Source organism: Candidatus Poriferisodalis sp., assembly GCF_965221945.1.
Classification (GTDB): Bacteria; Actinomycetota; Acidimicrobiia; order Acidimicrobiales; family Poriferisodalaceae; genus Poriferisodalis.
The window spans coordinates 109810-127695 of sequence record NZ_OZ244925.1 but is presented as its reverse complement, the minus strand read 5'-3'; the positions used below and the strand labels follow the sequence as shown (position 1 = coordinate 127695).

At 65.9% G+C, this 17886-nt stretch carries 19 protein-coding genes; 7 read left to right on the top strand and 12 right to left on the bottom strand.

The genetic code is table 11. The features are described from left to right. The first annotated feature begins 6 nt into the window (after positions 1–6). Complete coding sequence (locus ACOQPH_RS00610) at positions 7–435, top strand: VOC family protein (protein ID WP_420622832.1); 429 nt, start codon at positions 7–9, stop codon at positions 433–435. A 42-nt stretch (positions 436–477) separates the two neighbouring features. On the opposite strand, the gene ACOQPH_RS00605 is transcribed toward ACOQPH_RS00610, so the two are convergent. The 6 genes from ACOQPH_RS00605 to ACOQPH_RS00580 form a co-directional block, all read right to left on the bottom strand. After that, positions 478–876 (bottom strand): type II toxin-antitoxin system death-on-curing family toxin, encoded by a 399-nt coding sequence (locus ACOQPH_RS00605; RefSeq protein WP_420622831.1) that lies wholly within the window; start codon positions 874–876, stop codon positions 478–480. Further along, positions 873–1082, bottom strand: a complete 210-nt coding sequence (locus tag ACOQPH_RS00600) for a hypothetical protein (RefSeq protein ID WP_419551964.1) — start codon at positions 1080–1082, stop codon at positions 873–875. Before ACOQPH_RS00600 ends, ACOQPH_RS00605 begins: the two co-directional genes overlap by 4 nt. Before the next feature lie 134 nt (positions 1083–1216). Continuing rightward, a complete protein-coding gene (locus ACOQPH_RS00595; RefSeq protein ID WP_420622830.1) occupies positions 1217–1939 on the bottom strand; it encodes an enoyl-CoA hydratase/isomerase family protein in 723 nt (240 codons plus the stop codon). Continuing rightward, complete coding sequence (locus ACOQPH_RS00590; protein WP_420622829.1) at positions 1932–2927, bottom strand: CoA transferase; 996 nt, start codon at positions 2925–2927, stop codon at positions 1932–1934. The genes ACOQPH_RS00595 and ACOQPH_RS00590 overlap by 8 nt, the downstream gene beginning before the upstream one ends. 136 nt (positions 2928–3063) lie before the next feature. Next, positions 3064–3738 (bottom strand): enoyl-CoA hydratase/isomerase family protein, encoded by a 675-nt coding sequence (locus tag ACOQPH_RS00585; RefSeq protein ID WP_420622828.1) that lies wholly within the window; start codon positions 3736–3738, stop codon positions 3064–3066. Positions 3739–3846: 108 nt separating this feature from the next. Further along, positions 3847–4089 carry a hypothetical protein gene (locus tag ACOQPH_RS00580; RefSeq protein ID WP_420622827.1) on the bottom strand — a complete coding sequence of 81 codons (243 nt, stop codon included), beginning with the start codon at positions 4087–4089 and terminating at the stop codon, positions 3847–3849. 218 nt (positions 4090–4307) lie between these two features. Between ACOQPH_RS00580 and ACOQPH_RS00575 the strand changes: the two genes are divergently transcribed. Beyond that, positions 4308–5471, top strand: a complete 1164-nt coding sequence (locus ACOQPH_RS00575; RefSeq protein ID WP_420622826.1) for a hypothetical protein — start codon at positions 4308–4310, stop codon at positions 5469–5471. A 17-nt stretch (positions 5472–5488) separates the two neighbouring features. Here ACOQPH_RS00575 and ACOQPH_RS00570 read toward each other — a convergent pair whose 3' ends face one another. Continuing rightward, positions 5489–7207, bottom strand: coding sequence for an N-acyl-D-amino-acid deacylase family protein (locus ACOQPH_RS00570; protein ID WP_420622825.1), 1719 nt, complete (start codon positions 7205–7207; stop codon positions 5489–5491). 141 nt (positions 7208–7348) lie between these two features. Between ACOQPH_RS00570 and ACOQPH_RS00565 the strand changes: the two genes are divergently transcribed. Beyond that, positions 7349–8329, top strand: a complete 981-nt coding sequence (locus ACOQPH_RS00565; protein ID WP_420622824.1) for an alpha/beta hydrolase — start codon at positions 7349–7351, stop codon at positions 8327–8329. A gap of 4 nt (positions 8330–8333) precedes the next feature. Beyond that, positions 8334–9128, top strand: coding sequence for a VOC family protein (locus ACOQPH_RS00560; RefSeq protein ID WP_420622823.1), 795 nt, complete (start codon positions 8334–8336; stop codon positions 9126–9128). A 54-nt stretch (positions 9129–9182) separates the two neighbouring features. On the opposite strand, the gene ACOQPH_RS00555 is transcribed toward ACOQPH_RS00560, so the two are convergent. The 3 genes from ACOQPH_RS00555 to ACOQPH_RS00545 all read right to left on the bottom strand — a co-directional run bounded on the left by ACOQPH_RS00555 (position 9183) and on the right by ACOQPH_RS00545 (position 13362). After that, positions 9183–10427, bottom strand: a complete 1245-nt coding sequence (locus ACOQPH_RS00555) for an ATP-binding protein (protein WP_420622822.1) — start codon at positions 10425–10427, stop codon at positions 9183–9185. 192 nt (positions 10428–10619) lie between these two features. After that, entirely contained in the window at positions 10620–13052 is a 2433-nt protein-coding gene (locus ACOQPH_RS00550) for a CaiB/BaiF CoA transferase family protein (RefSeq protein ID WP_420622821.1), read from the bottom strand. A 100-nt stretch (positions 13053–13152) separates the two neighbouring features. After that, positions 13153–13362 carry a dodecin family protein gene (locus ACOQPH_RS00545; protein WP_420622820.1) on the bottom strand — a complete coding sequence of 70 codons (210 nt, stop codon included), beginning with the start codon at positions 13360–13362 and terminating at the stop codon, positions 13153–13155. Between the two features lie 203 nt (positions 13363–13565). Between ACOQPH_RS00545 and ACOQPH_RS00540 the strand changes: the two genes are divergently transcribed. The 3 genes from ACOQPH_RS00540 to ACOQPH_RS00530 all read left to right on the top strand — a co-directional run bounded on the left by ACOQPH_RS00540 (position 13566) and on the right by ACOQPH_RS00530 (position 16509). Beyond that, a complete protein-coding gene (locus ACOQPH_RS00540) occupies positions 13566–14330 on the top strand; it encodes a dodecin family protein (protein ID WP_420622819.1) in 765 nt (254 codons plus the stop codon). Between the two features lie 125 nt (positions 14331–14455). Next, positions 14456–15286 carry a carboxymuconolactone decarboxylase family protein gene (locus tag ACOQPH_RS00535; protein WP_420622818.1) on the top strand — a complete coding sequence of 277 codons (831 nt, stop codon included), beginning with the start codon at positions 14456–14458 and terminating at the stop codon, positions 15284–15286. Positions 15287–15462: 176 nt separating this feature from the next. Continuing rightward, positions 15463–16509 (top strand): LLM class flavin-dependent oxidoreductase, encoded by a 1047-nt coding sequence (locus ACOQPH_RS00530; protein WP_420624388.1) that lies wholly within the window; start codon positions 15463–15465, stop codon positions 16507–16509. 61 nt (positions 16510–16570) lie between these two features. On the opposite strand, the gene ACOQPH_RS00525 is transcribed toward ACOQPH_RS00530, so the two are convergent. Next, on the bottom strand, positions 16571–17353 hold the full coding sequence (locus tag ACOQPH_RS00525) for an enoyl-CoA hydratase/isomerase family protein (RefSeq protein ID WP_420622817.1): 783 nt from the start codon (positions 17351–17353) through the stop codon (positions 16571–16573). Between the two features lie 80 nt (positions 17354–17433). Next, positions 17434–17835 carry a hypothetical protein gene (locus ACOQPH_RS00520; protein WP_420622816.1) on the bottom strand — a complete coding sequence of 134 codons (402 nt, stop codon included), beginning with the start codon at positions 17833–17835 and terminating at the stop codon, positions 17434–17436. Between the last annotated feature and the right edge of the window lie 51 nt (positions 17836–17886).

Genomic DNA, 17886 nt, shown 5'->3' with positions numbered 1-17886 from the left:
GCGGCCATGAGCGAATCGGCCCCCGATACCACCGACAACGCCACTGAAACGGGCTCGCAGCTGCGGGCCATTGGCGTGACGATTGACTGCGCCGATCCGGAGCGAATCGCCGACTTCTGGCAGGCCGCCCTTGGATTCGCGCAACGCGTCGGCAACGGCCGTCCCTACATCACCCTGTCCGACGGAGGCGGGAGCGCTCGCATGCTCAACCACCTGACGATCCAGCGGGTGCCCGAGGCCAAGACGGCGAAACTGCGGGCGCATCTGGACCTGTTCACCGGTGACATGGACAGCGAGGTGGCCCGCCTGGTGGTGCTCGGCGCGACCGTGCTGGTACCGGCCAGCACCGAGACCGAACCTGACGGTCACCTCGGCTTCCGCGCCACCGTCATGGCCGACCCGGAAGGCTCCGAGTTCTGCATCGTCTCCCGCTGAGCGCAGCGCCCATCTCGCACTCCGTGACCCCCGCGCAGCCCCTTAGGAGAATGTGACTCGCTCGCGGAGCCATGCAGCGAGGGAGTCTTCGTCGATGTCCCCAGCTGCCACGGCGAGCATTGTCTGTTCTGCGTCGTCGACATCGGGTGGATCGGGATCCCAGCGACCGCCATTGAGATCGATGAACATGACAAGTGCTGCCCAAGCTGCTCGCTTGTTGCCATCTGGCAGCGGATGGTTGCGTGCCAAGCGCCAGCAGAGCACCGCTGCTTTGTTCATCAAGTCCGGGTAGAAATCCGTCCCGCCGAAGCTCGCTTGCGGGGCGTGCAGCGCCGAATCCGCCAATTCGATGCGGGCAGACCTGGATAGCTCTTCAGCCTGAATTCCAGTGACCTGCTCGGCGAGCCAGAGGTACTCAGCGATGCTGAGATACCGGGTCACCTTGCGAGCCGCTCAAGCAGCTCGCGATCTCTCTCAAGCAGACGTTTCGCCGTGGAAGTGAAATCGTCGTCTGCGCGTACGCGGCCAATCTCGGCGCGCAACGAGTCGACAATGAGCTGATTCATGCTCGAACCCTGGACGCGGGCGACGACCTCAGCTTCCTGCGCCAGATCGTCCGGCAGCCGGACCGTCGTCTGTCTTGTCATGAGATCATGATATCGCGATACTACTCATGAGCCCTCGCACGCGCCTGGAAGCAGGCATCCATGCAGGCTGCCTCGCGCGCTCAGGTGGCGTGACGATGAGCGGCAGTCAAGAGCACTAGCAGGGTTATTGTCCCTCAGGCGTCTGTGCCAGCGGCAACGAGGCGGGCCCAGCGGCGCTCGGTGGCGAGGCCGTGATCGAGCGGAAGATCGTTGGCGGCGCGTAGGCAGCGACGGAGTGCCCGTGCAGTGAGAGGGTCGAGGCGCGCAAGCTCGCTCGCCAATTCAGCGGTCCGACCATTGAGATCGTCGGGCGGCACGACCTCGCAGACGATGCCGAGACGATGAGCCTCGACGGCGTCGATGTTTCGGCCGCTGAGCACCAGCGGCAGTGCTGCAGCCGGTCCGATCGCGGTGGTCAGGCTTTGGGTGCCCCCCGCCGCGGGGAGCATGCCGAACTTCACCTCCGGCAAGCCCAAGACCGTGTCGGCGCTAGCAATGCGAAGGTCGCAGAGCAGCGACATCTCCAAGCCCGAGCCGAGCGCGTAGCCATGCAGAGCACACAGCGTCGGCACCGGCAGATGCAGCAGCAGCAGCCACGGATCGCGGTCCCAACGGATTCTTCTTGCGTCAAGGATGGACTCTGCCGTGCCGAACTCAGACAGGTCGGCACCGACGCTGAAGTGCTTGCCCTCGGCGGCGAGCACCACGCAGCGCACATCTGGCACGTCGCGAACAGCCGAGATCGCCTCGATCAGCCCGTCTCGCATCTCGAGGTCGTAAATGTTGAGCGGCGGATGGCACAGCGTGATCGTGGCCACACCGTCATGGCCGAAGACCAGCCGGACCCCTTCAGCCATGACTGTTCCCATCGGTCCGGGCGTCCCTGGTCAGGGCGCACGCTGCCCGGGCCGCCAGCGGTGCCACCGCACCTGCGAGCGACACCCGCTGGTGCGGTGGTGCGGTGCCGGCTAGCTGATCCACCGCGCGTGCTGCGGCGTGAAGTCCGGCGAGCGGATCGGGATAGGAGTACGCGGGCGCCCGCGGCTCGTCGTCCAGCCAGCCCAGACCCGCCGAGGCATGCACACCTGTGCCGTACGCAATCCAGTCACATTCAGGCGCGTCCGGCTCGAATGCGGTGATTGCCATGGTGCGCAAGCGGGAGTGCCGGACACAGAGCTGCTCGGGCAGCAGGTCGAGATTGGCAAGCGCCCGCGGCGACAGCGAGGTAACCAGCAGCTCGGCGGACGCCAGCAACTGGTCGAGGGAGCGTCGGTCTGCTGCGAGCCGCAGATCCAGGTCAACCACGGTCTTGTGGGCGTTCAGCTCTGCGTGCATCGGTGTGCCTGCCAAGCCATCGGGTCGGGCTGCGGAAGTGACCTTGTGGACCTCAGCACCCGCGCGACCGAGAAGCTCGGTGCACAGCGGGCCAGCCCACATCGAGGTCAGATCCACCACCTTCGCTCCGTCGATGCTGGTCGTGCCAATTGGCTCGTTGACAGCGGGGGCCGCGAGCTGGCCGCTAGATGCTGCGTGCAACCGGCGATAGGGCGTGACCGGCAAGCGCCATTCCTGCGCGGCAACGGCTACGGCTTCGGGGTCAGGCTCGTCCCGGTGCACCTCGGCAAAGCCTTCCCATGTCTCGACGTCGTCGGGACCGAGGTCGACGCAAAGTGCCCCACCGCCCCATGGCACGGGGACGCTCGGCACATCGGCAGTACGGAGCCGGCGAGGCAGGTCGATCCACGCTTGCCCGTCTCCCACCATCGTGCGACCCAGTCGGCCGTCAATGGCCGCGGCCAACTCAGATCCGTACGCGAACAGACCCGGTGGCAGCCAGTCGCTCATCGCCCTGCGCTGAGTCTGATGCATCGCATGGCTAACGCCCTGCACTGAGTCTGATGCTTCGCATGGCTAACGCCCTGCACTGAGTCTGATGCTTCGCATGGCTAACGCCCTGCACTGAGTCTGATGCTTCGCGTGGCTAACGCCCGGCGAAGTCGGGCGGGCGTTTGTCGAAGAATGCGGCGAGGCCCTCGGCCCGGTCTTCGGTAGCGGCCAGTTGGTGATTCAGGTCGCCTTCGAGACGGAGGCCGTCGGCGAGGGGAAGCTCCGAACCCCGGTGGACGGCTTCCTTGGCGAATTCGAGCGCCAGCGGGCCTGCACCCGCCAGCTCGTCAAGCCAGCGCTCGACGGCTCCGTCCAGATCTTCTTCCACCGCATGCGTCAGGCCCCACGTCAGCGCCGTCGGTGCGTCAATCTCGCTTCCCAGCAGCAACATCGCACTGGCCCGGGATCCCCCGACCGCGCGAGGCAGGCGCTGCGTGCCTCCCCAGGACGGGAGCCGGCCATCGACGGCGTCGCGCATTGTAAAGCGAGCGGTCTGATCGCACAGACGGATATCGCTGGCGAGCGCAATCTCGAGTCCGGGTCCGTAGCAAGCGCCGCTGATGGCGCAGATCACCGGGCTCCTCACTGCTGCCAGCGCTGCTGCCGGATCGAGCTGGGGTTCGAGCGGATCGAAGCTGATGCCCGAACAGAAGTCAGTGCCGGGTTCGTTGCGCAGGACCAGCACAGCCGGTTCACGTGCCTCACGCACCGACGCGCAGAGCTCGGCGAGCGCACGCGCTGCGACGCGGTCGAGTTTGCCGCCGTCCAAGGTGTGTTCGATGCGGTTCAGGGTGCCACCACCCCCTTGGGTGGCCGGCGCAGGTTGCCCGATACGGCCTCAGTCGGCCTCAGTCGGCCCCGCGTCCAACTATCGGCCTCAATCGGCCGACTTGGTCTTCTTCGGCTCCTGCAGCGCCATGTCCTTGCCATCGCACTGCAAGGTCACTGCGCCCGGCTTGGTGACGAGCACCTCGATACCGGAATCTTCGTCCTGGTAGCGCTTGCCGACCTTCAGTCCCTCGCCGCCGTCAGACGCGGATATCTCAGCCTCGCCACCCTTGGTGACGATGACCTGCACACCACCGTCGAAGTCCAGACGCTCTCCAGCCTTGGTCGCCACAACATCCCCCTGGTCTCATCGTGTCAATGCGGAATGTGGTCGGTACGAAGCTACACGTCGCGTAGCAGCATTACATCACCGAGAGGCTGAGCCGAGTAGCGGCGAAGCCGTGGCCCGAGCGGCCCGTGAGCGCAGCGAACAAGAGCGGGCAACAAGAGATGGAGCCGGTCGCTGCGTTGCCGCTGCACGTCGCTGCTGAGAACAGACACAATGACCCGGTGACCGCACGGCAGACAGCGCTCGTTGTGGGCGGCACCGGGCCCACCGGCCCGCTCGTCGTCAACGGGCTCATCGAACGCGGCTTCGAGGTGACCATCCTGCACACGGGCAGGCACGAGACCCCCTTGATCGGCCCCGAAGTCCGCCACATCCATACCGACCCGTTCGATGGCGAGGCTGTCCGCGATGCGGTGGACGGCGAGGATTTCGATCTGGCCGTCGTCATGTACGGGCGTCTGCGGGTGCTCGCATCGTTGCTTGCGGACCGCTGCGGCCACTTCGTGTCGATCGGCGGTGTGGGTGTGTACCGGGGCTTCGGCAGTCCAGACGACCTGTTCCCTCTCGGCATGACGGTGCCGTTGGCACATGATGCACCGCTGGTCGGCGATGGGGAGGAGTTCCGCAAGCTGCGGATGATTCGGGTCACTGAGGAGGCCGTCTTCGAGCACCATCCGCACGCCATTCACCTGCGCTACCCGCAGCTGTACGGGCCCCGCCAGCCGCTGCCGCGCGAGTGGCCGCTGGTGCGGCGGGCGCTCGACCGGCGGCCGTACCTGGTCGTGGCCGATGGCGGCCTGACGGTGAAAAGCCAGGGTTGGATCGGCAACGCCGCCCACGCCACGCTGCTGGCCTGCGACGCGCCTGCGGCCGCTCGCGGCGGCACCTACAACGTGGCTGATTCCTCTGCGTTGTCGATTGCACAGATCGCCGAGGTCGTCGCGGACGAACTCGGTCACAGCTGGGAGCTGGTGTCGCTGCCGTACAACCTCGCAGCGCCGGCACGGCCGCTGGTGGGCAGTTGGTCTACAACCCACCGAGTGCTCGACATCGGGCCGACCGTGCGGGATCTCGGCTACCGGGACGTGCTGGCACCGGTGGAGGCTTGGCGGGCAGCGGCACGGTGGCTGGCCGAGAACCCGCTCGAACGCGGCGGGACTCTCGAGCAGCGGTTGGGCGATCCGTTCGACTACGAGGCCGAGGACCGGCTCGTCGCCGCCTGGAAGGAGGCCCAGCAGGACCTCGTCGGCATCTTTGCCGGAATCGATTGGCTCAGCGAGCCCAACTATGGCAGCGCGTACGTCGGCAACCGTCCTAACCCCGGTGTCTTAGAGAAGCGAGAGAGCCTCAACTCGGCCGACTCGCGACCGAAACCGGCCGGCTGAGCTGCTAGCGGGACGGCTCAGCGAGCCAGTGGACCGCGCAGCAGGCGACCCGGCACGGCGCCCGTCACCTTGCCGTGCTCAGTGATGATCTCGCCGTTGACGATGGTGGCAGCAAATCCCGTGGCGGTCTGACGAAGGCGGGGCGCTCCCGCGGGCAGATCGTGCACCAGCTCGGGCATGTCCGGCGAGACCGTTTCGGGGTCGAACACGTTCACGTCTGCCGCCTTGCCGACGGCCAGCACGCCACGGTCATCGAAGCCCCAGGCCGCAGCGGGCAGCTGCGTGATGCGGCGCACCGCGTCGGTCAGCGTGAACTCCTGGCGGTCGCGAACCCAGTGGCCCAGCAGGTGGGTCTGCAGCGACGAGTCCATGATCTGGGTGACATGCGCCCCGCTGTCGGAGAAGGTGGGAATGGCTCTGGGGTGCTTCAGCAAACGCAGCACCAGGTCCTGGTCCTGGTTGGCTATTGCCTGGACGAAGAACAGCTCCAAGTCGCTGTCGAGAGCAAGGTCGACGAACGCATTCATCGGGGTCACGCCCCGTTCTGCTGCAATCACGTCAATCGTGCGGAACGGCGGCAACGGTCGCGTCAGCGGATAGATGTGCGACCAGACGGGCTTGCGGGCCTCCGGGCCGAGGGCCCTCCCGTAGTCACCATTCTCAGCCTCGTCGACGAGGCGAGTTCGAGTCTCGGGGTCTCGAAGCGCAGACCACTGCTCGCCCCGTGAGCCCGCGCGCATCTCTCGCCACAGCGGCAGCGCGTCGAACGGCAGCGTTGTGCGGAACGACAGCAGGGTGCCGAGGTGGCGGGTGTGCGCCTGACCCCACGAGATGCCGCCAGCAGCGTTGATGCCGTCCAGCAGCTTGATCACCGGCTTCCAGTGATGGTCCGCGCTCGAGGGGGCCAGCATGCCGTAGGTGATCGGGACACGGGTACGGGCACCCAGCTCGACGAGCTTGGCGACGTAGGCGTCGTTCCGCTCGGCATCTCGCGAGCGCAGGTCGCTATGGTTCGCCAGCTCGAAGATGCCAGCGCCCATGACGCCCATCTCGCTGACCAGCGCATCGATCTCCGACCATTCCGCCAACCGTGAGGCAACCGGGCGGTCGTCGGCGGTCTCGTGGTTGTACGAGATGGACGTGGTGAAGCCGATTGCGCCGGCACGCAACGAGTCACGCAACTGCTGCAGCATCAGCGCAAGCTCGTCATCGTCGGCGCCACGATCGAACGCCGCCTCGCCCATTGCCCAGGTCCGAAGCGCCGAGTGGCCCATGTAGCCGGCGTAGTTGATGCCCTTCGGTGTGGCCTCGACGAAGTCCAGGTACTCGGGGAAGGTCTCCCAGGTCCAGTCGATGCCCGCCGCCATGGCTTCGGCGGAGATGTCCTCGGCTCGTTCGAGGTTGCGCACGACGAGGTGACGGGCATCAGGCCGGGCAGGTGCCAGGGTGAAGCCGCAGTTGCCCATCACAGCAGTGGTGACGCCGTGGAAGCACGAACTCTCGCCCATCGGATCCCAGGCGATCTGCGCGTCCATGTGGGTGTGCACGTCGATGAACCCGGGCGTCACGGCGTGGCCTTCGGCGTCGACCGTGCGGTCGACACGGCGGCCGGCCAGCTCGCCGGGGCTCTCGCCGATCTCGGCGACCACGCCGTCGGAGATGAGCACGTCGGCCCGGCGCGGCTCGGCGCCTGTTCCGTCGATCAACGTTCCGCCCGAAATCAGCAGATCACCCATGCCGTGCCCCCGATGTTGCAGCCGCTCTAGCAGGCGACTGTGCCCGCTTCAGCGTACGCCAGCGGGGCACGGCGAACCTGCAGACGAATGCCGTTTCGCCACCGCTGCACGGCCGCGAACCGTACACATATGCTGCGCGCCGTGACTCTCGAACTTGAAGCTTCCCGTGTCATCGCCCAGCTCAACGCTCTGGACCGACCGACGTTTCAAGACGTCGGCCCCGAACGTGCCCGCAGGGGCTTCGAGGAGCTGCCGCCCTCTGGCGTCGAGGTCGACGTTGCAGCCACGCAGGATCGGACGATCCCCGGGCCTGACGGCAACGACATTGCGGTGCGCATCTACCGACCTGGTGACGGCGCCGAGACAGCGGGCGAGAACGGCACGCTTGGCTGCCTCGTGTACTTCCACGGGGGCGGCTGGGTCGTCGGCAGTATCGAGACCCACGACCTGACGTGCCGCTCCCTCACCATGCTGGCCGGGGTCGTGACCGTGTCGGTGGACTACCGCCTCGCTCCTGAGGATCCATTCCCGGCGGGACCGAATGACTGCTGCGCCGCCACGCAGTGGGTGATCGACAACGCTGCCGATCTGGGCGTCGACCCGCAGCGCGTCGCAATCGGCGGCGACAGCGCCGGGGGCAACCTCGCGGCAGCTGTGGCACTTATGTGCCGCGACGCCGCTGCGAACGGCGACGCCTGTGGCCAGCCTGCTCTGCAGGTGCTCATCTACCCCGTCACCGATTTCGACCGCGACACCCATTCGATGATCGCCAACGCCGAGGGCTACCTGCTGACCCGCGAAACGATGGCGTGGTTCGACGACCTCTATTGTCCATTGACGGAACGCCAGAATCCCTATGCGGCCCCGCTCGCGGTCGGCGACCCGTCTGGAGCAGCGCCGGCATTCGTCATCGTGGCCGGCCACGACCCGCTGCGCGACGAAGGGGTCAAATATGCCCAGAGGCTCGCTGAGGCGCAGGTGCCCACCACGCTCATCGAGTACCCGGGTCAGTTTCACGGTTTCTTCGGCATGACCCGCTTCCTAGAACAAGCCACCGAAGCCCAAGAACTCACGGCCCTCGCCATGCGCCGGGCACTTAGGCCGATTGCCGCAGGGGAGTAGCGACATGTCATTGCGAGACAGCCATCCGGTCGGGACGCCCTCGTGGGTTGATCTGGCCACGACCGATGTCGAGGGCGCGCTCGACTTTTACCGAGCGGTGCTCGGCTGGGAATACGAGCGAGATCCCACTGGCGAGATCAACTACGTCATGGCGGTCGTCGACGGGCATCCCGCCGCCGGTGTGTTCGACATGCCTCCCGAGATGCGCAACGAAGGCGTGCCGCCCTGCTGGAACGTCTACATCACCGTGGCCGATGCTGACGAGTTCGCTCAGCAAGTCACGGCCGCTGGCGGGGCGGTCATGGGACCGGCCGTCGACGTGCCAGAGCCCGGGCCGGACGCCGCTGGACGCATGGTGATCGCCGCCGACCCGACCGGTGCGGTGTTCTGCACCTGGAAGCCGCTGGCTGCCATCGGGGCCGGGATCGTGAACGCTCCCGGGGCGTTCACCTGGGCCGAGGTCTCCACGCACGACAACGATGCCGCCGAGGCGTTCTACTGCGAGCTGTTCGGCTGGGCTGCCGGAACGATGGAGGGCGTACCCGACTCGCCCACGATCTTCACGCTGGACGGAGCACCGGTCGCGAGCACCTCGGCATCCCTGCCGCCAGGGGTGCCGCCGCACTGGAAGGCGAGCTTCGGCGTGACCGACGTCGACGCCGCCTGCGAGGCCGCCACGGCGAACGGCGGCACAGTGCTCATGCCCCCCAACGACTGGGGTCCCGGTCGCGTGGCCACCGTGGCCGACCCTGCCGGCGCAGTCTTCGATCTCGTCGCCCTGTCCGACTGGCCGAAATAGCGCTTCACCGCAATTCGGAACCCGAACCACCAGATTCCCGGGCCAACGTCTGCGTCATGGTGCCAGTGCCGTGAGCGGCACTACCGCTATGCCGTCGGCGGTCTGGTAGCCGGGTCCGAACGCTGTCACGATGATCAGCCGCGCAGGTTCGCCACGGCGAGAGGTGTCGACACGCGACCGCACGGCCCTCAGCGATTCCATTGCCTCGCTCACGGCCGCAGCACCGCCGAGCTTGACCTCAATGGCGGCCCAGCGACCGTCGAGTCCTTCGACCACGGCATCGGCTTCGAGGCCGCCGTGATCGCCGTAGTAATAGACGTGTCCGCCTGCTGACTGCGCATAGACGCGAAGATCGCGGACCGCCATGGACTCGAACAGCAATCCCATCGACCTGAAGTCACGACTGACAGCAGCCGGCGACGATGCCAGCGCAGCAACGGCGAGCGCCGGGTCGGTGAAGTAGCGCTTCGGAGTGCGCCGCAGTCGATTCGACGACCGGAGATGCACCGACCACGCATCCAGTGGTTCAATGACGAAGAGCCGCGCCAACTCGTCGAGATACGCCCGCAGCGTCGAGTCGGCAGGTGCGCTGCCGCCCGCGGAGAGATCGGTCCGCAGCGTCGAGTAGGTGGCCGAGGTGGCTTCGTTGCGTGCGAGCGAGACGAGTAGACCAGCTGCCAATCTGGGATTACGTCTGATTCCCGCGACCCTCGAGATGTCGACGCGTGCGATGTTGCCGAGATAGTCACGCAGACGGGCTTGAGCTGCCTGAGGGGGCATTTGGACCATGCCAGGCCAACCGCCTCGACAGATCAATCCAGCGATGTCGGAGATGGTCAATCCAACATCAGCAGCTACGCAACGGCCACCGTCAAGCAGGTCCGCGAGGGATATCTGTCCTATCGAGTCACCTGACTCCCATAGCGAGAGTGGTCGCATCCGCACACGTGCGATGCGTCCTGCTCCGGAATGCTCGGTGCTGTCATCGGGTGGATTCTGAGACCCCGTGAGCAGGAAGTGCCCGAACCCCCCGCGTCGGTCGCACGCATGACGCATCGGGTTCCAGATGGCACGAACCAGCTGCCACTCGTCGAGCAGCCGGGGCTCGGGCCCCTCCAAGATCGAAGCCGGATCGACCTCCGCTGCCAAACGCATTGCCTCTGACCCGTCGAGAAACACCTCGCTGGCAGCGAATCGGCGGCCGGTCCTCGTCTTGCCACAGCCCCGTGGCCCCTCGACGAGCACCGCCGGCGAGTACGACAGCGCATCGGCGACCTCGCTGTCTACGACACGCTCCATGTATTCGTCGGCGTGTGAGTTTTCCGTGCTGCCACCGGATCATCTGCACTTGTAATCGGATTTTCAGTTGTTTGAGACTCTAATTTCAAGAGATCTGTACTCTGAATATCCTAAACAAATGCTATTGAGCAAAATTGCTCAATAGCGTTACAAGTAGCGGTGCTAGCGATTCGCGGTAATGAAACGGCTGGCTCAGCGGAGGGTGCCTGCCTTCTCGAGGGCATCAATCTCGGCTCCGCTGAGTCCGAGCACGTCGGTGAGCACTTCGTGCGTGTGCTGGCCCAGCGTCGGAGCGGGCGCTTGCACGCCGTTGGTGCCCTCAGTCAGGAGCCACGGGATGCCGATGTGGCTCATCTGGCCGACGGCAGGATGATCCAGACGTTCGATGAGTCCCCGCTCAGCCAGGTGCGGGTTCTCTTCGAGCGATCGGACGCTGAGTGACGGGAACGCGTGTACGCCAGCGGCCTGCAAGAGCTCGGTGACGTCCCACTGGTCACGCTCGCGAGTCCAAGCGCCGATGAGCTTGTCCAGCTCGGACTCATTGGCCTTGCGATCGACAGCTGTCGTGAAACGTTCGTCGGCGGGGTCGATGCCCGTGCGGGCCGTCAAAGCCGCCCACTCGGTCTCGTCGACACAGCAGATGGCGACCCAGTCATCGTCGCCGGCGCAGCGGTACAGGTTGTGCGGCGACCACAACGGATCCAGGTTGCCCATCGGTTCGGGCTGGGAGCCCCGCAGCACCCATTCCATCCAGCCCTCAGCGGTGCACGCCGTGGTGGCCTCCCACATGGAGGTGTCGATGAACTGCCCCTCGCCGGTGCGGCGCCGCGCCACCAGCGCTGCCACGAGCGCGTACGCGGTGGCGATGCCTGCTGCGGGGTCGCCGAGCGACACACCGAGCTCGTCTGCGTCACCGCCGGGATAACCGGTCATGGATGCCAGGCCTGACAGCGGTCCGGTCGTCGGCCCGTAACCCATGTACGACTTGTACGGCCCGTGGTGGCCGTACCCGCTGACGGCGCCCACGATCACATCCGGACGCTCCGCTGCAAGCGATTCGTAGCCGAGACCCCACTCGTCCATAACGCCGGTCGCGTAGTTCGACACCACGAGGTCACAGCTCAGCGCCAGACGCTTTGCCAACGCACGCCCCTGCGCCGTGCCCATGTCGATGGTGATGCTCTTCTTGCCCTGCCCGTACTGGTTGAAGTACCCGTTGGTGTCGAGCGTCGGATCGTGATGCACCGAATAGGTCGGGAGTCTGCGACCCAAGTCCGGCCGAGCCGACGATTCGATCTTGATGACGGTCGCGCCCAGATGCGCCAGGTGCAGCGTGCAATATGGCCCCGCCCAAACCCAGCTGAAATCCGCGACCGTGACGCCCTCGAGCGGACGGCCGGTCACCAAGGTGCCAGCCGCCGGGGAGCCATCGGCTCGAACCGCTGCTGCGGTCGTCTCGTCACGCCCGTTCGCAGCGAATTCGATGCCGTCGTGCTCGCCGAGCGCTGGAGCCGGTCGGCGGATCGACCACCACAGATTGGTGAGCCGCGATGGCGGGCCGGGCACCGTGATCGTCCCGAGACCGGGCTGGACGTACGTCACGAGGAAATCGCGGGCCGCCAGGTGCGGATCGGCGGCCATCTGCGCAACCGTGTTCACGGGCGCGAACGCCAGGCGCTCTCGCTGGCCCCGGTGGAACAGCTCCATCACCGACTGGTCGGCGATCCACTCGCCGAGCCACATGCGCAGCAGGTCTTCGTTCTCGAAGCGGCCCTCGACGGTGTCGAAGATGTCCATATCGGCCCACTCCGGCCGACCCATCAGATCCTTCAGCCGCTCCCACTGGTCGGATTCGACGCACACGAGGAAGATGTGCCCGTCGGTGGCCGGGAATATCCCCCAGGGATTGAGGATGCGGGCACCCAGACGGCTGGGGATCTCGCCCGTGTAGGACCAGATGATGAATGCCGCTTCCAGCATGCCGACGACGTAGGACATCTGGGCGAAGTCGATGTGCTCGCCGTGTCCGGTGCGCTGTGCCCGGTCGACGGCGGCAAGCGAGGCGCATGCCGCGGCGAAACCGGATTGGAACGCTGCCTGGTGGCCGTGCGGTTTCAGCGGGGGCAACTCAGGATCCTGCACGCAGCCGGGAGCGAGCCAGCCCCAGCCGCCGCCGTGGACGACCTGCAGTTCTTCGGCCCGCCAGTCGGCATACGGCCCGGTCTGCCCGAATGGCGTTATCGACGTCGTCACCAGCGACGGATGCTGTGCCCGCAGCGACTCTGGCATCAGGTCGAGCTCTGCTGCTGCGCGCGGGGCTAGGTCGTGGATGAACAGGTCTGCGTCCCCAAGCAATCTGTCGAGCGTCGAGCGGCCGTCGGGATGCGAGAGGTTGGCAACCACGCTGCGCTTGTTCGTGTTGATTGCTGCGAACAACCCGCCGATGTCACCTTGGTCGCCCGCGTCGGGGCGGTACGGCCCACGGCGGCGTGCGGGGTCGCCGTCCGGCGGCTCGACCTTGATGACATCGGCTCCGAGATCGGCGAGCAGCTTCGCAGTCCAGGGTGCCGCGACCATCTGCCCCAACTCGACGACTCGGATGCCGTCGAGGCCGCACGCGGTCATCGAACGATCGGGCGCTCGCTCGGCAATCGCACATGCGCGCCCTGCCCGCGCGCTCCCTTCGGGCCACGCGCGAAGTTCGACGTGGTGGAGGTGTTGTGGCTCAAGGCGACTCGTGCTTGAACGACAGCCGGACCTTGGTACGGAACGCTGAGATTGCGCCGCCCTCGATCACCACGTCTTGCTCGACGACCTCTGCGACCCGGAGATCTCGCAAGGTCTTGGAGGCCTCGGTAATCGCGTTCTGCGTGGCTTTCTCCCACGACTCGTCGCTGGTCCCGATCAGCTCGATCACGTTGTAGACGCTGCTCATTGGTTTCTCCTTGATGTCCGACATCCCGTCTCGACGTGATGCCAGGCCATTGGACTCGACGCCCGGCGGGCGCGACTGCCACTTCAGCACACCCGCAGGTGCGCGTTGTGCCGCACGAACGCGGTGTGCCCTACAGTCTGCCCCACCGAAGCGCATCGCTTCCCGCTCGCAGGAACGAGACGCACACCGAACAGGTCCGCATCTTGAACGAATCACCTCAGCGCAATCACAACGCTGTCGAGAAAGTCATCACGCTGGTCGCGGCAAGCCGGATCTCTTGGGAAGACGCGGCGCGTCGGGGAGTCGCCGAGGCCACCAAGACGATCCGCGATCTGTCGGTGGCACATGTGAAAGAACGCGACGTGATGATCGTGGAGGGCGAGATCGCCCTCTACCGGATCAAGCTCAGCATGGCGTTCCAAGTCGACCGCATGCGGCCGGGTCTGACGCCGGGCGCTCCCGATGTGGAAGTGACGCGGTGGCTCATCGTGGCCAACCAAACGTTGGGCACCGGCGAGGTCGTGGCTGAGATCGACCGGCTGAACTCGCACGGTACCTGCGAGTTCCATCTGCTCGTGCCGATGACGCATTCGAAGAGCTACGCCCGGGCACGACGGCTGTCGATGCTCGCGGCCGATCCGGTCACCGGCATCCCCTCCGAGCATGTGCCGGCAGCCGATTTCCTGGGACCGGACACGCTCGGCATGGAGCAGGCACAGAAGCGGCTCGACGCGCAGCTGGCGAAGATCGCGGCAGCGTCGTACGCAGCATCCGGCGAGCTCGGCGACCCTGACCCGCTGCGGGCGATCCAAGCAGTGCTGTCGCGCTCCAGCTTCGACGGCATCATCTTGTCGACGCTGCCCGCAGGGGCCTCGCGCTTGGTGGGAGCCGACCTGCCGTCGCGTGTGCGCCGCATCACGAACCTGCCGGTGACCTACCTGCCCGGCAAGGAGCCCAGCGAGCTGTAGCCCGTCCAGTCGATGCAGCGCCAAGTTCTTGATGGGACGTGTCGCCGCAGCGTGGCACGACCCAGCCGATCGCGGCGATGATGGCAGGCGCCGAAACGCGGACGAACTGGCACAGGGAGATCAGGATGTCGACAACAGGGTCACGCACGCACGCTGAGAGACGAGCTGCTGCACTCGAGGTATTCGAGCGCTTCACCAAGGGTGAGGTAGATGCTGAACGCGCACAACGTTCGATGACTCGGCGTCTGGGAGCGCTGGGCACCTTCGCGTTTGACGTGGTGATGGGCGACGTGTGGTCGCGGCCGCAGCTCTCGCGCCGCGATCGCAGCCTCATCGTCATCACCGTGCTCGCCACCATCGGCTCCAGCGAAGAGTTGTCGCTGCATGCCGAAGTCGGGCTGAACCACGGCCTGCAGCGCACCGAGATCGAGGAGATCTTGATCCAGGTGGCCGCCTATGCCGGTTTCCCGATGGCCATGGCGGCATCGCGGGTCGTAGACGACCGGTTCCGGACGCTCGACGGCGTCGAGCGGTTGCCCGAGCGTTCGGGTGGCGCCGAACTTGACGACGACGAGCGGGAGCGACGTGCGGTCGAGGTGCGCCAGACACTCACGGCGGGCCGTGCTTCGAGCGACCCAACGCAGGACATGGCGCGTCTCGTCGAACACCTCGGCGAAGTCGGGCGCATCGCCTATCACTGGGCGTTCGGGGATCTCTGGTCACGACAAGAGCTGTCGCGGCGCGATCGCAGCGTCGTCGTCATCTCGATTCTGACAGTGCTGAGCCGCACCGATGAGCTGGCATTCCACGTTCCAGCCGGCCTCAACCACGGCCTGTCGCGCACCGAGATCGAGGAGATCATGGTGCAGATGACGATCTACGGCGGCATCCCGCGTGCGGTCGAGGGCTACCAGGCCATGAAGAAGGCGTTCGCGAAGATCGATGCTCGCAGCTGACGCTGCGACGAGATCGACGCCCGCAGCTGACGCTGCGACGAGATCGACGCCCGCCGCCTGCACAGCGCCCTCGACAGCATCAGCCCGACCGACTACGAATTAGCCAACACCAACTGGCCAGCCCTCCACGTTTTGGGGGGAAGCCGATACCGGTGCATCTGAGCTAAGGAGCAATGATGAAGTTCAGTTTCGTAACACTGCCCGACTACCCGCTACAGGAGTCTCTCGAACACATCAAGTTGGCTGACGAACTCGGCTTCTACGGGTGCTACGCAGCAGACGAGACCTGGCACAAGGACCTCTATGTGCTGTTCGCAGCCGCGGCGTCTTCGACCGAGCAAATCCGTATGGGTCCGAGCTTGGCCCCGATCGCCTTGCGCGAGCCGACCCAAGTTGCCCAGGCGGTCGCGACGCTCGACGAGTTGACCGGTGGTCGTGCCGAATGCGTCATCTCCATTGGGAACTTCAGCCTGCTCGCCCAGTACGGGTTGGACTGGACTGGCATCAAGACGCTGTCTCGGGTCAAGGAGGCGCACGAAGTAATGCGCACCTTCCTCGACACCGGAGCGCTGACCTTCGAGGGTGAGTTCTACAACTACGACGGGCTGTTCACATTCGCCCGTCCGGTGCAGGAGAAGCTTCCGCTGCTGATCGGTGCCTTGCGCGGTCCAAGGTCCTTCGAGGCGGCGGGTGAGCTCTCCGACGGCACCCACGCTTTCGCCCAATACTCCAAAGAGGCGTGCGACTACATGGTGGAGCACCTGAGAATTGGCGCGGAGCGGGCTGGGCGCAACTGGCGGAACCTGGACATTGCGGTCTGGAACGTGTTCGCCATCGGGCCTGACTCGGAGAAGGCCAAGGCCGCCGCCCAAACCATCGGAGCGTTCTACATCCCGGCCATGGCGGTCGAACAGATGGAGCGGCACGGCGTCTCGCAGGCCGACGTTCAGCCCATTCTCGACGCCTTCGGAGACGGAGACGTCCAGGGAGCGATCGACGCCATGACGCCCGACATCGCCGAGAAGCTCTCGGTGGCGGGCACCCCCGAGGAGGTGGTCGACAAGATCAAGTCGGAGATCGAGCCGAGTGGGGTCAACCACTTCGTCGCCTGTATCACGGACTCGTTCCTGCTGAACGCCTTCACCGAACGAGACATCGAGGTCCCCGATGTCACGGGCCAACTGCAGCTCATCCACGACCAGGTGATGCCAGCCTTCGACTGAGTGAGATCGAATCTCTTGGTCGATTGCGTCGGAGCGGCTGTCCCGACCGGCAAAGTCACGCTTAGAACGTGCCAAAGCGGGCTTGAGCGTCCTCGCTGGTGATCGACCTGGCCGATGCGTCGCCGTCGAACTCGGACAAGTCGCCGAGCCGGGTGACCTGGGCGTAGCCACGCATCTGGTGCTTGGCCATCTGCACTGACAGCGACGGGAGGTCCAGCAGTCGCGCCACCCAGCGCTCAACGGCCCCGTTCAGTGCGTCCTCGTCGTCGCATACCTCGTGCGCCAGACCCCACTCGGCGGCCTTGTGCCCGTCGACGCGCTCGCTGGTCATGACGAATTGTCGAGCCCGCGACATCCCGAGTTCGCCGATCAGCCGAGGCGTCGCACCCCACGGCAGGGGCACGCCCAGCTCGACCTCGGGCACGTACCAAAGTGTGTCAGCAGCAGTGACTCGAAAGTCGCAGCTGGCAGCGAAGCAGCACCCGCCCCCGATGGCGTGCCCGTGCACCCGAGCGATCGTGACGGCTTCGCAATCCTCGATGGCCCGCGCCGCTCGCCTGCCCAGTTGGTTGATGTATCGCGCCTCGCGGTCGTTCGCAGCGGCCGGCGGCTGCTCCTTGCGGTCGGCGCCGGCACAGAACGACTTCCCCCGACCGCCGAGCACCACCACCCGGTACTGCGTCTGCCCGTTCAGCGCCAAGAACAGGTCCCCGACCTCGCGGATCATCAACTGGTTGTGCGCATTGCGAAACTCCGGCCGATTGAGCCAAACCCGCAGCGTCTCCCCGTCAGGCTCCAGCTCAATGGTCTCCAACGACGGCAGCTCAAACGACAACAAGCTCATGCCGCCCATCCTTGCCGAAGTGCCCGCCTGTCAACAGCGCTCGCTACGAAACACAACTTCGACGTAAAGCCATTGCTGCGTCAGCCAGCAGCGACAACACCCTCACAGCTTGTGACCGAGTGGCGATCCGCACCAGTCTCGCTACGAAGGACGAACACGCTGACGGCCCCCGGGTGCGCGTAGACACCGGGCGCATGAGGACTGGCACTCACATGACGTGCGAGCGGCCCACTCGTGACCGTCCGTGCAAGCGCTCGCATCGGCGGCTTGAGTCGGGCACTCAATGCACCCCGTACGAACTGTGACAGGCTCTCGCCCGCCACTCGGGCTGCCTCGGTGACGCTGTCAAGTTCCTCTGTGGGAATCCGGAATGACACCACTTCGCTGCCCCCTGGCCGCACATCGATCTCGACGGGCTGGTCATCCCATTCGCCGGGGTCGTCGCGGTGCTTGTAGAGCTCGGCGGCACCCTCTTCAGTCATCGGTCCTCCCGTTCTCATGCCTTGTTGTACCAGTCGATCTCGTGCGATTCT